This window comes from Pseudomonas brassicacearum (assembly GCF_918698105.1).
GTDB lineage: Bacteria > Pseudomonadota > Gammaproteobacteria > Pseudomonadales > Pseudomonadaceae > Aquipseudomonas > Aquipseudomonas brassicacearum_F.
This window is the reverse complement of the sequence record NZ_CAKKMI010000062.1, coordinates 22,467-35,872: the sequence shown is the minus strand read 5'-3', so window position 1 is coordinate 35,872 and position 13,406 is coordinate 22,467. Positions and strand designations below refer to the sequence as shown.

Sequence of the window (13,406 nt, the reverse complement as noted above, 5' to 3'; positions counted from 1 at the left end):
GTGTGACAGCTGACAGAGATGTTGACTGACACTCCGCTATCGCGAGCAAGCTCGCTCCCACAAGGGACCTGTACCCGACTTCATAATCGTCGAACTCATAAAAAGAAACCGGAGAAACACCATGTCGTTAAGCGTGTTCGACCTGTTCAAGATCGGTATCGGCCCTTCCAGCTCCCATACCGTCGGCCCGATGCGTGCCGCTGCCCGTTTCGCCGAGGGGCTGCGTCGCGATGACCTGCTCAATGTCACTACCAGCGTCAAGGTCGAGCTCTACGGCTCGCTCGGCGCCACCGGCAAGGGTCACGGCAGCGACAAGGCCGTGCTGCTGGGCCTGGAAGGCGAGCATCCCGACACCGTGGACACCGAAACCGTCGACGCCCGCCTGCAAGCGATCCGCAGCAGCGGTCGCCTGAACCTGCTCGGCGAACACTCCATCGAATTCAATGAAAAGCTGCACCTGGCGATGATCCGCAAGCCGTTGGCCTTTCACCCCAACGGCATGATCTTCCGCGCCTTCGATGCCGCGGGCCTGCAAGTGCGCAGCCGCGAGTACTACTCGGTCGGCGGCGGCTTTGTCGTCGATGAAGGCGCGGCCGGTGCCGACCGTATCGTCGAAGATGCCACGCCCCTGACTTTCCCGTTCAAGAGTGCCAAGGACCTGCTGGGTCATTGCAGCACCTATGGGCTGTCCATCAGCCAGGTGATGCTGACCAACGAAAGCGCCTGGCGCCCCGAAGCCGAGACCCGTGCCGGCCTGCTGAAAATCTGGCAGGTGATGCAGGATTGCGTGGCGGCCGGCTGTCGCAACGAAGGGATTCTGCCGGGCGGGCTGAAGGTCAAGCGCCGGGCCGCGGCGTTGCACCGCCAGCTGTGCAAGAACCCCGAAGCCGCACTGCGTGACCCGCTGTCGGTGCTGGACTGGGTCAACCTGTATGCCTTGGCGGTCAACGAAGAAAACGCCTATGGCGGGCGCGTCGTCACCGCGCCGACCAACGGGGCGGCGGGCATCATCCCAGCCGTGCTGCATTACTACATGCGCTTTATCCCCGGGGCCAGCGAAGATGGCGTGGTGCGGTTCCTGCTGACCGCCGCCGCCATCGGCATCCTGTACAAGGAAAACGCTTCCATCTCCGGCGCCGAAGTCGGTTGCCAGGGTGAAGTGGGCGTGGCCTGCTCCATGGCCGCCGGCGCCCTGTGCGAAGTGCTCGGTGGCAGCGTGCAGCAAGTGGAAAACGCCGCCGAGATCGGCATGGAACACAACCTTGGCCTGACCTGTGACCCGATCGGCGGCCTGGTGCAGGTGCCGTGCATCGAACGCAACGCCATGGGCTCGGTGAAGGCCATCAACGCGGTACGCATGGCCATGCGCGGCGACGGGCATCACTTCGTCTCCCTCGACAAAGTCATCCGCACCATGCGCCAGACCGGCGCCGACATGAAAAGCAAATACAAGGAGACCGCCCGCGGCGGTCTGGCGGTCAACATCATCGAATGCTGATGCGCTTGCCTCACTTCCACATTTTTTCCAGGAGCTGATATGTCCACCGAACAACTGCTGAAGACCCCGCTGCACGCCCTGCACCTCGAACTCGGCGCCCGCATGGTGCCGTTCGCCGGCTACGACATGCCGGTGCAGTACCCACTGGGGGTGATGAAGGAACACCAGCACACCCGTGATCAGGCCGGGCTGTTCGACGTGTCCCACATGGGCCAGATCCGCCTGACCGGCGCAGGCGCCGCCAAGGCCCTGGAAACCCTGGTGCCGGTGGACATCATCGACCTGCCGGTGGGCATGCAGCGCTACGCCATGTTCACCAACGACAACGGCGGCATCCTCGACGACCTGATGGTCGCCAACCTGGGCAACGACGAACTGTTCCTGGTGGTCAACGCCGCTTGCAAGGAACAGGACCTGGCCCACCTGCGGGCCCACATTGGCGCGCAGTGCAGCATCGAGCCGCTGTTCGAAGCCCGTGCCCTGCTTGCCCTGCAAGGCCCCGCCGCCGTCACCGTGCTCGCCCGCCTGGCGCCGGACGTGGCGAAGATGACCTTCATGCAGTTCCAACGCGTCACGCTGTTGGGCGTGGACTGCTTTGTCAGCCGTTCGGGCTACACCGGTGAAGACGGTTTCGAAATCTCGGTACCCGCCGTCGATGCGGAAAAACTCGCCCGTGCCCTGCTGGCCGAGCCGGAAGTCGCGGCCATCGGCCTCGGTGCCCGTGACTCCCTGCGCCTGGAAGCCGGCCTGTGCCTCTACGGCCACGACATGAACACCGAGACCACGCCGGTCGAAGCCAGCCTGCTGTGGGCGATTTCCAAGGTACGTCGTGCCGACGGCGCCCGCGCTGGCGGTTTCCCTGGCGCAGAAACCGTGTTTGCCCAACAACAGGGCGGCGTGAAGCGCAAACGTGTCGGCCTGCTGCCCCAGGAACGCACACCGGTGCGCGAAGGCGCAGAGATCGTCAACGAAGCGGGCGAGATTATTGGTGCAGTGTGCAGCGGCGGTTTCGGTCCGACCCTGGGCGGTCCGTTGGCGATGGGTTACCTGGACAGCGCCTATGTCGCACTGGATACGCCAGTCTGGGCCATCGTGCGTGGGAAAAAGGTGCCTTTACTTGTAAGCAAAATGCCATTCGTTCCACAGCGCTACTACCGTGGTTGATTGACTGTTTCTATAAGTAACGCGATTGCGTTATACGTGCACTAATGTGTAACGCAACCGCCATAAAAAGGTGCATATCCTAGACATTCAATGGCGCTTATAACGGTCATTAACAATTGAACTAGCCTATCGAATAAGCTCCGCCCGGCGATGTATGTAAATGCCTGCAAGCTGAGCAAATACGGGCTTCCCCGGGGGTTGTTTTTTCGTTCGGAGTTGGCGTAGAGTTTGGTCACTGTGTTTGCATGGGTCGCTTGGATCGTGACCTGGGCAGTAGCCTACGAAGTTAGCTACATCCCGTTCGACGTCATCTTACTTTCCTGCAACCCAGCCCCAGTACTCTTTCATGCGAAAGAGGCTGTCATCAATTTTAGCGTCAAAGGAAATAAGAAAATGTCTCAACGTCAGAGCGGTACCGTCAAGTGGTTCAACGACGAGAAGGGTTTTGGTTTTATCACGCCTGAAAGCGGTCCGGACCTGTTCGTGCATTTCCGCGCCATTCAGGGCAACGGCTTCAAGAGCCTGAAAGAAGGCCAGAAAGTCACTTTCGTTGCTGTGCAAGGCCAGAAAGGCATGCAGGCTGACGAGGTTCAAGCAGAAGCCTAAGGCTTTCGCGAACTAAAAAGCCCCTGATTGATATCAGGGGCTTTTTTATGGACGTAAATCCGTAAAATGGCTTCTTTTTTCAACTGAGGCCGTCATGTCGAAACACCTGCTCACTCCCCAGGGCGACTTTCCTCCCGCCGGCCTGGGCCGTCGCCTGGCCGCGATGTTTTATGACTTCTTGCTGTGCACGGCGCTGCTGATCGTCACCAGCGGTGCCTACAAGATGATCCAGATGGCGATCATCGGCGAAGAAAAAATGCGCAGCCTGACCGAAGCCGGCGCACTGGACGGCGACCCGCTGCTGTCCACCGTGCTGCTGTTCGTACTGTTCGGTTTTTTCGCCAAGTTCTGGACCCACAACGGCCAGACCCTCGGCATGCAGGTGTGGTGCATCCGTGTACAGAACGCCGATGGCACAGCCATCAGCCTGTGGCAGGCGCTGTTGCGGTTCGTGGTAGCGATTGCGTCATTGCTGCTGGTGGGGCTGGGCTTCATCTGGGCGCTGTTCGACAAGCGCAAGCGCAGCTGGCATGACATCTACTCGGATACGCAGTTGGTGCGGATTCCCAAGAAGACCAAATAAGCACACCACAAAACCCGTGGCGAGGGAGCAAGCTCCCTCGCCACAAAAAACTCCATGCCTCAGGACCATCCAAAAGCCTCAAGCCTCCCAACAATCAGGCATTGCCCGCCAGCTTCATCCGCGCCGCCTGGGTGAAGTCCAGCATGCGCTTGAGCGGACGAATCGCCTGGGGAATCAGCGCCGGGTCGACGAATATCTCGTTGGTGCCCTCCTGCAAGCTCTTGAGCGTGCGCTCCAGGGTATTCATCGCCATCCATGGGCAGTGCGCGCAACTGCGGCACGCCGCGCCGTTGCCGGCGGTAGGGGCTTCGATGAAGACCTTGTCCGGGCACAGCTGCTGCATCTTGTAGAAAATGCCCCGGTCGGTGGCGACGATCAACGTCTTGTTCGGCAGGGTCTGGGCCGCGGCGATCAATTGGCTGGTGGAGCCCACGGCGTCCGCCAGTTCGATCACCGATGTCGGCGATTCCGGGTGCACCAGGATCGCGGCGTCCGGGTAGAGCGCCTTCATGTCCTCCAACTGCTTGGACTTGAACTCTTCGTGGACGATACAGGCACCGTCCCAGAGCAGCATGTCGGCGCCGGTCTTGCGCTGGATGTAAGTGCCCAGGTGCTTGTCCGGGCCCCAGATGATCGTCTCGCCGTTGTCCATCAGGCTCTCGACGATTTCCAGTGCGCAACTGGACGTCACCACCCAGTCGGCCCGGGCCTTCACTGCCGCCGAAGTGTTGGCATACACCACCACGGTACGCTCCGGATGCTGGTCGCAGAATGCCGAGAACTCGTCTACCGGGCAGCCCAGGTCCAGGGAACAGGTGGCTTCCAGGGTCGGCATCAGCACACGTTTTTCGGGGTTGAGGATCTTGGCGGTCTCGCCCATGAACTTGACCCCTGCTACCACCACGGTCTTGGCCGGGTGGGCATTGCCGAAGCGGGCCATTTCCAGGGAGTCGGACACGCAGCCACCGGTCTCTTCGGCCAGGGCCTGGATGATCGGGTCGCAGTAGAAGTGCGCGACCAGCACCGCGTCCTGAGCCTTGAGCTCGGCGGCGATGGCGGCGCGGTACCAGGCCTCTTGCTCGGCGGTCAGCGGCTTGGGCTGCTTGGCGTCGAGGTGGGCCTGGACCAGAAGGCGTTCGGAAATTTGCGTCATGTTCGCAAGACCTGCAAGCGCGTTTAGCGCGAAAGTCGAGTATACACCCGGCTCCGGACCACTCGGGTACCGCCGGGAAAGTGGGTATCAATCAGGCACGGGACAGCGTGAAGCCGGCAAGGCTACAGAATATCCCGTCGATGCAAAAGATCATTCTGACCTGTGCCGCCCCTGGAACCGGACGCGCGCCCCAGCAAGAGCAAGCTGACCGAAATGTAATCACCTGCCCGTCCGGCTTATGTCATCTTCTTTTCAAAGCGACACCGGGGGGGATTGCCCGTGTTCGCTGCAAATCGACTGACGGACTTCCATCGTATGCAAACAAAAACTTCCCGGCGAACCTTCGTAAAGGGCCTGACTGCCGGTGGCATCCTCGGCGGCCTGGGTTTGTGGCGTGCGCCTGTCTGGGCAGTCACCGGCCCGGGCCAGCCCAACGTCCTGAGCGGCACCGAGTTCGACCTGTTCATCGGCGAAAGCCCGGTCAACTTCACCGGCACCCCACGTACCGCCCAGACCATCAACGGCGGCATCCCCGGCCCGCTGCTGCGCTGGCGTGAAGGCGACACCGTGACCCTGCGGGTGCGCAATCGCTTGAAGGACACGACCTCCATCCACTGGCACGGCATCCTGCTGCCGGCCAACATGGACGGCGTTCCGGGGTTGAGTTTCAAGGGCATCGAACCCGACGGCCTGTACGTGTATCAGTTCAAGGTCCGGCAAAACGGCACCTACTGGTACCACAGCCATTCCGGCTTCCAGGAGCAATCCGGGGTCTACGGCCCGCTGGTGATCGACGCCCGGGAGCCGGAGCCCTTCCAGTACGAACGGGACTACGTGGTGATGCTCACCGACTGGACCGATGAAGACCCCGACAACATCCTTCGCAAGCTCAAGAAACAGTCGGACTACTACAACTACAACAAACGCACCGTCGGCGACTTCATTGACGATGTGGGCAAGAACGGCTGGGCCAGCACCGTGGCCGATCGCAAGATGTGGGCCGAGATGAAGATGAATCCCACGGACCTGGCCGATGTCAGTGGCGCCACCTACACCTACATGATGAACGGCCAGGCGCCGGACATGAACTGGACCGGCCTGTTCAAGCCTGGCGAACGTCTTCGCCTGCGCTTTATCAACGGCTCGGCCATGAGCTATTTCGACGTGCGCATTCCCGGCTTGAAGATGACGGTGGTGGCGTCCGACGGCCAATACGTCAAACCGGTGAGCGTCGACGAGTTCCGGATCGCCGTGGCCGAAACCTATGACGTCATCGTCGAACCGACCCAGGAGGTCTACACCCTGTTTGCCCAGTCCATGGACCGCACCGGCTATGCCCGCGGCACCCTGGCGGCCAGGGCCGGGTTGTCGGCACCGGTGCCGCCCCTGGACCCGCGGCCATTGGTGACCATGGACGACATGGGCATGGGTGGCATGGACCACGGCAGCACGGGCGACATAGGCCAAATGAGCGGCATGGACCACAGCTCGATGCAAGGCATGGCCGGGATGGACGACAGCCAGATGCAAGGTATGGATCATAGCCAGATGCAGGGCATGGGCGACATGGCCGGGATGGATCACGGTGCCATGCAAGGCATGGACGGCATGCTGTCGCACCCCGACACCGAGAAAGACAATCCCCTGGTGGACATGCAGGCCATGAGCGTCAAGCCCAAGCTCGACGACCCGGGCATGGGGCTGCGCGACAACGGCCGCAAAGTGCTGACCTACTCGGACCTGCGCAGCACCTTCCCCGACCCCGACGGCCGCGAGCCGGGCCGTACGATCGAGCTGCACCTGACCGGGCACATGGAGAAATTCGCCTGGTCGTTCAACGGCGTGAAATTTTCCGACGCCGCGCCGCTGTTGCTCAAGTACGGCGAACGACTGCGCATCGTGCTGATCAACGACACCATGATGACCCACCCCATCCACCTGCACGGCATGTGGAGCGACCTGGAGGACGAGAACGGCCAGTTCATGGTGCGCAAGCACACCATCGACGTGCCACCGGGCGCCAAGCGCAGCTACCGCGTCACCGCCGATGCCCTCGGGCGCTGGGCGTACCACTGTCATCTGCTGTTTCACATGGAGATGGGGATGTTCCGTGAAGTTCGGGTGCAGGAATGAGGAGCCGACCATGACCACCGTTTTTCACTACCCCATGGCACTCATTGCCAGCCTGACCCTCGGCGCCACCACCTCGACCTGGGCGGCGGGCAACGACATGCAAGGCATGGATCACAGCCAGATGCCCGGGATGGACCATAGCCAGATGCAAGGCATGGACTCGATGCAGGGCATGGAACCCATGCAATCAGCGCCGACCAGCAGCCGCACGCCGATCCCGGAACTGACCGCCGCCGACCGCGCCGCCGTCTACGAGGATCATGGCGGACACGCGATGCATGACAGCGCCATCCATTCGTTTTTTCTCATCGATCAGCTGGAGTGGCAGGACGCCGATGGCGGCAGCGCCCTGAGCTGGGATGCCTCCGGCTGGATCGGTGGCGACATCGACCGTTTGTGGCTGCGCTCCGAAGGTGAACGCCTCAACGGCAAGACCGAAGAGGCGGAACTTCAGGCCCTGTGGGGCCACGCTGTCAGTCCTTGGTGGGACGTGGTGGCCGGCGTGCGCCAGGACTTCAAGCCGGGCGATCCACAAACCTGGGCCGCCTTCGGCGTACAAGGCATGGCGCTGTACAACTTTGAAGCCGAGGCCACCGCGTTCATCGGCGAAGGTGGCCAGAGCGCGGCGCGGCTGGAAGGCGACTACGACATTTTGCTGACCAATCGGTTGATCCTGCAGCCTACCGCCGAGGTCAACTTCTATGGCAAGAACGATCCTGCCCGTGGCGTCGGCTCAGGGTTGTCGGACACCGAACTCGGCGTGCGGCTGCGTTATGAAATACGCCGCGAATTCGCACCCTACATTGGCGTCACCTGGAATCGGGTCTACGGCAACACCGCCGACTACGCCCGGGAAGAAGGCGAAGACCGCAGCGAAGCGCGCCTCGTGCTGGGCGTGCGCATGTGGTTCTGACCCCACGGACCTGCTTCATTCAAAACTAAAAAACCAAGCTGTAGGAGTCCTTGCATGTCATTCATCAAAACCGCTGTTGTTGCTGTCGCCTTGTCCACCGGCCTGTTGCTCAGTGGCCTGGCCCAGGCCCACCCGAAACTGCTGTCCTCTACCCCTGCCGAAGGCGCCGACGGTGCGGCACCGGCAAAGATCGAGCTGCATTTTTCGGAAAACCTGATGACCAAGTTTTCCGGCGCCAAGCTGATGATGACCGCGATGCCCGGCATGGCGGCGCATTCGCCGATGCCCATGCCGGCCAAGGTTTCCGGCAGCGAAGACCCGAAAACCATGATCATCACGCCGAAAGGTCCCCTCACCGCCGGCACCTATCAGGTCCAGTGGCGCGCGGTGTCGTCCGACACTCACCCGATCACCGGTAACGTCACGTTCAAGGTGAAGTGAGTTGATGAGCGACTCGATCAACATTGCGCTGCGCTTTGCCCTGTATCTGGATTTGATGTTGTTGTTCGGCCTGGCCGCGTTCGGCCTCTATAGCCTGCGAGGCCAGGAGCGGGTGTCAGGCGCGCAGTTGCCTTTCACACCGCTGCTGCTGACCACGGCGGTGCTGGGAGGATTGCTCTCCCTGGCCGCCATGGCGTGCATGGCCTGGGCCATGAGCGGCGTTGCGGACTGGGCCGAGCTGTGGCCGCACATTGAAATGATGGTGTTGGAGACCGACGTCGGCTCGAGTTGGACACTGCGCATGGCGGCGCTGCTGCTGGCCGGCTTCGCCGTGACGCTCAATAAACGTTGGCCGACTGCCAGCCTGGGCCTGGTCATGCTGGGCGGGGCCGTGGCCTTGGCGACGCTGGCCTGGGCAGGACACGGTGCGATGGACGAAAGCGCACGCCGCAACTGGCACTTCATCACCGATTTCCTGCACCTGTGGGCGGCGGGGGGCTGGGTCGGGGCCTTGGCCGCGTTTGCCCTGCTGCTGCGCCAGGCCGAACCGCAGTTGGCGGTACTGGCTCGGACATTGATCGGGTTTGAAACCGCCGGGGCGTTAATCGTCGTGCTCATCAGCGTGACAGGGGTGGTCAATTATCTGTTCATCGTCGGCCCAAGCGTCGGAGGGCTGCTGGACAGCACTTACGGCCAGTTGCTGGCGCTCAAGCTCATCTTGTTCGCCGCCATGCTGGTATTCGCCGCGCTGAACCGCTTTCACCTGAGCCCACTGCTGGAACAGGCTCGACAGGCCGGCGAGCACGGGGTCGCGGTGAATGCCCTGCGGCGCAGCATGGTCCTGGAGTTCGCTGTGGCGGTGGTCATCCTTGGGTTGGTGGCGTGGCTGGGGACGCTGAGCCCGGGGATGGAATAACCGACTAGCGCCCCCACTGAATCCGTGGCGAGTGAGCTTGCTCCCGCTGGGGTGCGTGTAGGAGCTGTCGAGTGCAACGAGGCTGCGATCTCGTCCCAGACACTTGAGTCGTGAGCGAACGATCAAAAAATCAAAAGATCGCAGGCTTCGCCAGCTCCTACAGAGTCAAGCGGGAGCAAGCTCCCTCGCCACAAAGGCAGCCGGGCGCAGCATTTAATTATTAAATAAGCCCCACCAGTTTTCAGTTTGCCCAAAGCAGGCTGACCCAGCCTAAATGGTGCTTTGTTTTAGCCAAGGCCCCGTTATGGAAAACATTCGAACCTCAACCACCCACGCCATCTGGCTGATGGTCAGCATCGTCTTGGTCGCGCTGAACCTGCGGCCATCGATGGCGGCGGTCGGGCCGTTGTTGTCGGCTATTCGCGGCGAGGTGCCGTTGAGTTTCAGTACCGCCTCGCTACTGACCATGTTGCCCGTCATGGCGATGGGCCTGGCGATGTTCCTGGGCATGCGCATCGCCCTGCGCATCGGTGAGCACCGCACCGTCGTGCTGTCGCTGTTGATCATTGGCATCGCCACGGCCTCGCGCTTGTACCTGGACAGCGCCGCCGGGTTGATCGCCAGCGCGGTCGTGGCCGGGCTCGGGATCGCCTTGATCCAGGCTGTGATGCCGGCATTGATCAAGTCGCGCTTCGCCGACAACGTCTCGCTGTTCATGGGTTTGTACGTCACCTCCATCATGGGCGGGGCGGCGATTGCCGCATCGTTTTCACCCTTTGTCCTGACCCAGACCGGCAGTTGGCGCGTCGGCCTGGCGATCTGGGCATTGTTGGCGCTCGTCGCCCTGGGCTGCTGGTACGCCCAGCGCTCGAACATCACGCCCTTGCCCGACGCAGCGTCCCGGCATCACGAAGCGTTCTCCAACAACGCCCGGGCTTGGCTGCTGGCGATCTTCTTTGGCCTGGGCACCGCCTCCTACACCTGCGTGCTGGCCTGGCTGGCGCCGTACTACGTGGAAAAGGGCTGGAGCGAACAGCACGCGGGCCTGCTGCTGGGGTTCCTCACGGCAATGGAAGTGCTATCCGGCCTGATCACCCCGACGATTGCCAACCGCAGCCGGGATAAACGCCTGGTCCTGAGCGTCCTGCTGGCCCTGATCATCGGCGGCTTCTGCGGCCTGATCCTCAGCCCGGAACGCTTCAGCCTGCTCTGGGCCTGCCTGCTGGGGCTGGGGATCGGCGGCCTGTTCCCCATGAGCCTGATCGTCTCCCTGGACCACCTGGACAACCCACGTCGGGCCGGTGGCCTTACTGCGTTCGTGCAGGGTGTCGGCTATCTCATCGCCGGCCTCTCGCCCTTGATTGCCGGGATGATCCGCGACCAATTGGGGAGTTTTGAGTGGGCCTGGTGGTCGCTCACGGCGGTCATGGTGTTGATGATGGTGATGGTATTGCGCCTGGACCCGAAACATTACGGACAGCACATCCGCTGAATTTCCAGTAGGAGGACTTGATAGGTTGAAGATTTAGCGGGTGCGACTTGGCGTTACTATACCTGCCAGGATTTTTACCTCGTAAGGGAGCTACGCCTTGTCCGTCATACCTGACAGAACCTTCGCTGAAGTGCTCAAGCACACCGCCAAGCGCATTCTTTCCTATTGGACCCAGATCACCGTCACACTAGGCCTGCTCGCGACAGGGCTTGGGTTCATCACGCTGTATCTCTATACGCGCACGATTGGACGAATCGATCTGTTCATGCCGTCCATTGATGTGAAGTCTACACTGTTGGTCTGGGTCGTGCTGGTCCTGCTGCTGATGCTGTCGTATTTGTTCATCCTGGGGGCAACAACGTGGATGTTCGGCTGCTCGGTTTCGCTTTTTTCAAACATGAAGGACAACCAACCGAAGATTGTTTTCTATCTAGTGATCCCCACGGTTGTCGGATTTAGCGCATTCATCTGGTCCACCTTCTTCTTGCCCACTTTATTGAACCACTGGGCGACAATGGCGGCGTTATTCCTGATCGTCTTCGTTGCGTGCTTCCTCATGTACGCATTCACGCCGTTCAAAAGAATCATCAGGAAAAGCACACTTGTCCAAGCCAGGCTGGATCGAGCCCGCTTGAAACGCCTGGCGGTCCATCAACAAGCAAAGCGAAAAAAGCCTCAGCAGCACAAGGCCGCGCCCGCCCAGAAGACCTGGTCGCAAGAATGGCGCACCTATTGGCAGTCATTCAAAAACATGACGACGGCAGCGTGGCTCCGGGTAAAAGAAAATTGGCAGCGGCTACAGTCTTGGATACGGGCGCGCAAAGAGTTCTGGCTCGTCACCCTGCTCTCGATCTCCATATTCATCACCGTGATCTTCGCCGCCTTTCCAATCCTGTTGACGATACGTTCCTATATGGAGAGGGAAACGCCAGACACCATCCCCTACGTGGCGGGCCTGTCCTGGCTGACACTCATCTTCACCCTGCTACCGGTCATCATATTTTATTGTTTCAAAGGGGATATCTACAGGCGCACCTTCAATGGCCTGATCGCAATGATCCTGGCCTTCTGCGCCTTCACACTGCTCTCGCCGGGCAGTTTGAGCCAGATCACCTACATCGCAGCGGGAGGCTTATCCGTTCGCCAACAAACGGCGGAGCGATACGCTTTGCCAGAAGAGATAAAACTACAAGACCTGAGCGCCACTTTGTGGAAAACACGACAGGTTGCTGCGCAAAAAATAGAAGTCGAGGCGTTCCAGTTGTATTCCTTTGGGGACGTACTGTTACTGTGCCCAAGAGACATGCTGTCGCTTGAACTCAAAGAACTGAAAAACTACTCCAAGTTCTGTGTCAGCACGCTCAATAGCAAGGTTGTGCGCAAGCCTCGGTTACCGGTATTTGCCAGGAAACCACAGAACGAATGGGCTTGTCGGGTACCCTCATGGCGGATCCAAGCAGGACGTTGGCTCGCGTGGGAAGCGCTGGTTCCTGGCGTTCATCGCTCCACGACGGGCGAGAAGAAGGGCTGATGGCCCTGGCAGTCGTGAGCATGGCGACTGCTCCACGACAGGACTGCTGACTCCCCGCCCTTGGGCGGGGGGACACTTAATTTCAGGCAAAAAAAAATCCGGAAATCCTCACTTTCGTGGGCCTTCCAGACTTTTAAAACTGCAAAAAATGGTGGGTCGTGTGGGATTCGAACCTACGACCAATTGGTTAAAAGCCAACTGCTCTACCAACTGAGCTAACGACCCGCTGTGTGGTGGCGCGTATAATACTGATTTCTAAGGACTATTCAACACCTAATTTGAAATAAATCAAAAATAACGGGTTGGATCGCTCACACCCGCCGCGGCAAAGCCTTCTGCGCGCAGGCGGCAGCTGTCGCACTTGCCGCAAGCACGGCCCTGATCGTCGGCCTGATAGCAGGAAACAGTGAGCCCGTAGTCCACGCCAAGCTTCACACCGGCCTTGACGATGTCGGCCTTGCTGAGATTCTGCAACGGCGCCTGGATGCGGAAACCCTGCCCTTCTACGCCGGCCTTGGTCGCCAGGTTGGCCATGCGTTCGAAGGCTTCGACGAACTCCGGGCGGCAATCCGGGTAACCGGAATAATCCACGGCATTGACGCCGATGAAAATGTCACGGGCGCCCAGTACTTCGGCCCAGCCCAATCCCAAGGACAAGAATACGGTGTTACGCGCCGGCACATACGTCACCGGGATGCCTTCGCTAGGCGCCTCCGGCACGTCGATGGAGCTGTCGGTCAGGGCCGAGCCACCAATGCCATTGAGGTTCAGGCCGATCACTTTGTGCTCCACCACACCCAGGTCCCGGGCCACTCGCTCGGCGGCGTGCAGTTCGGCGCGGTGGCGCTGGCCATAATCGAAACTCATGGTGTAGCAGCGGTAACCCTCGGCACGGGCCATGGCCACGACGGTGGCCGAATCCAGGCCGCCGGACAACAGGATGACCGCACGTTTTTCGGCAATGTTCGAATGTTCA

12 protein-coding genes and 1 tRNA gene are annotated in these 13,406 nt (G+C 60.7%); 10 read left to right on the top strand and 3 right to left on the bottom strand.

The genetic code is table 11. The features are described 5' to 3' along the window. Positions 1-121: 121 nt before the first annotated feature. The 4 genes from LQ215_RS21680 to LQ215_RS21665 all read left to right on the top strand — a co-directional run bounded on the left by LQ215_RS21680 (position 122) and on the right by LQ215_RS21665 (position 3,851). Positions 122-1,498 (top strand): L-serine ammonia-lyase, encoded by a 1,377-nt coding sequence (locus tag LQ215_RS21680; RefSeq protein WP_230152514.1) that lies wholly within the window; start codon positions 122-124, stop codon positions 1,496-1,498. Between the two features lie 39 nt (positions 1,499-1,537). Beyond that, entirely contained in the window at positions 1,538-2,662 is a 1,125-nt protein-coding gene (gene gcvT, locus LQ215_RS21675) for a glycine cleavage system aminomethyltransferase GcvT (RefSeq protein ID WP_230152513.1), read from the top strand. A gap of 393 nt (positions 2,663-3,055) precedes the next feature. After that, positions 3,056-3,268 (top strand): cold-shock protein, encoded by a 213-nt coding sequence (locus LQ215_RS21670; protein ID WP_003175786.1) that lies wholly within the window; start codon positions 3,056-3,058, stop codon positions 3,266-3,268. Between the two features lie 94 nt (positions 3,269-3,362). After that, positions 3,363-3,851: an RDD family protein gene (locus LQ215_RS21665; protein WP_230152512.1), complete on the top strand. Its 489-nt coding sequence runs from the start codon at positions 3,363-3,365 to the stop codon at positions 3,849-3,851. Positions 3,852-3,945: 94 nt separating this feature from the next. Here LQ215_RS21665 and nadA read toward each other — a convergent pair whose 3' ends face one another. After that, positions 3,946-5,004 (bottom strand): quinolinate synthase NadA, encoded by a 1,059-nt coding sequence (gene nadA / locus LQ215_RS21660; RefSeq protein ID WP_058542602.1) that lies wholly within the window; start codon positions 5,002-5,004, stop codon positions 3,946-3,948. Positions 5,005-5,319: 315 nt separating this feature from the next. Here nadA and LQ215_RS21655 point away from each other — a divergent pair, with 315 nt between their 5' ends. From LQ215_RS21655 to LQ215_RS21630, 6 genes are all read left to right on the top strand, one after another. Continuing rightward, positions 5,320-7,137 (top strand): copper resistance system multicopper oxidase, encoded by a 1,818-nt coding sequence (locus LQ215_RS21655; protein WP_230152511.1) that lies wholly within the window; start codon positions 5,320-5,322, stop codon positions 7,135-7,137. A 10-nt stretch (positions 7,138-7,147) separates the two neighbouring features. Continuing rightward, on the top strand, positions 7,148-8,050 hold the full coding sequence (locus LQ215_RS21650) for a copper resistance protein B (RefSeq protein WP_230152510.1): 903 nt from the start codon (positions 7,148-7,150) through the stop codon (positions 8,048-8,050). Between the two features lie 54 nt (positions 8,051-8,104). Then, positions 8,105-8,491 (top strand): copper homeostasis periplasmic binding protein CopC, encoded by a 387-nt coding sequence (gene copC / locus LQ215_RS21645; RefSeq protein ID WP_230152509.1) that lies wholly within the window; start codon positions 8,105-8,107, stop codon positions 8,489-8,491. Between the two features lie 4 nt (positions 8,492-8,495). Then, positions 8,496-9,407, top strand: a complete 912-nt coding sequence (gene copD / locus LQ215_RS21640; protein WP_230152508.1) for a copper homeostasis membrane protein CopD — start codon at positions 8,496-8,498, stop codon at positions 9,405-9,407. Positions 9,408-9,711: 304 nt separating this feature from the next. After that, the gene (locus LQ215_RS21635) at positions 9,712-10,899 is read left to right on the top strand and encodes a cyanate transporter (RefSeq protein ID WP_230152507.1); all 1,188 of its coding nucleotides are present in this window, start codon (positions 9,712-9,714) and stop codon (positions 10,897-10,899) included. A gap of 97 nt (positions 10,900-10,996) precedes the next feature. Beyond that, complete coding sequence (locus LQ215_RS21630; protein WP_230152506.1) at positions 10,997-12,430, top strand: hypothetical protein; 1,434 nt, start codon at positions 10,997-10,999, stop codon at positions 12,428-12,430. 149 nt (positions 12,431-12,579) lie between these two features. Here the strand turns inward: LQ215_RS21630 and LQ215_RS21625 are convergent. Beyond that, positions 12,580-12,655, bottom strand: a tRNA-Lys gene (locus LQ215_RS21625). Between the two features lie 63 nt (positions 12,656-12,718). Further along, the gene (queC, locus tag LQ215_RS21620; protein WP_230152515.1) at positions 12,719-13,393 is read right to left on the bottom strand and encodes a 7-cyano-7-deazaguanine synthase QueC; all 675 of its coding nucleotides are present in this window, start codon (positions 13,391-13,393) and stop codon (positions 12,719-12,721) included. Positions 13,394-13,406: the final 13 nt, after the last annotated feature.

Coding starts and splice junctions, on each gene's coding strand:
- LQ215_RS21680 (WP_230152514.1), top strand. CDS start 122: ATGTCGTTAAGCGTGTTCGACCTGTTCAAGATCGGTATCGGCCCTTCC.
- gcvT (WP_230152513.1), top strand. CDS start 1,538: ATGTCCACCGAACAACTGCTGAAGACCCCGCTGCACGCCCTGCACCTC.
- LQ215_RS21670 (WP_003175786.1), top strand. CDS start 3,056: ATGTCTCAACGTCAGAGCGGTACCGTCAAGTGGTTCAACGACGAGAAG.
- LQ215_RS21665 (WP_230152512.1), top strand. CDS start 3,363: ATGTCGAAACACCTGCTCACTCCCCAGGGCGACTTTCCTCCCGCCGGC.
- nadA (WP_058542602.1), bottom strand. CDS start 5,004: ATGACGCAAATTTCCGAACGCCTTCTGGTCCAGGCCCACCTCGACGCC.
- LQ215_RS21655 (WP_230152511.1), top strand. CDS start 5,320: ATGCAAACAAAAACTTCCCGGCGAACCTTCGTAAAGGGCCTGACTGCC.
- LQ215_RS21650 (WP_230152510.1), top strand. CDS start 7,148: ATGACCACCGTTTTTCACTACCCCATGGCACTCATTGCCAGCCTGACC.
- copC (WP_230152509.1), top strand. CDS start 8,105: ATGTCATTCATCAAAACCGCTGTTGTTGCTGTCGCCTTGTCCACCGGC.
- copD (WP_230152508.1), top strand. CDS start 8,496: ATGAGCGACTCGATCAACATTGCGCTGCGCTTTGCCCTGTATCTGGAT.
- LQ215_RS21635 (WP_230152507.1), top strand. CDS start 9,712: ATGGAAAACATTCGAACCTCAACCACCCACGCCATCTGGCTGATGGTC.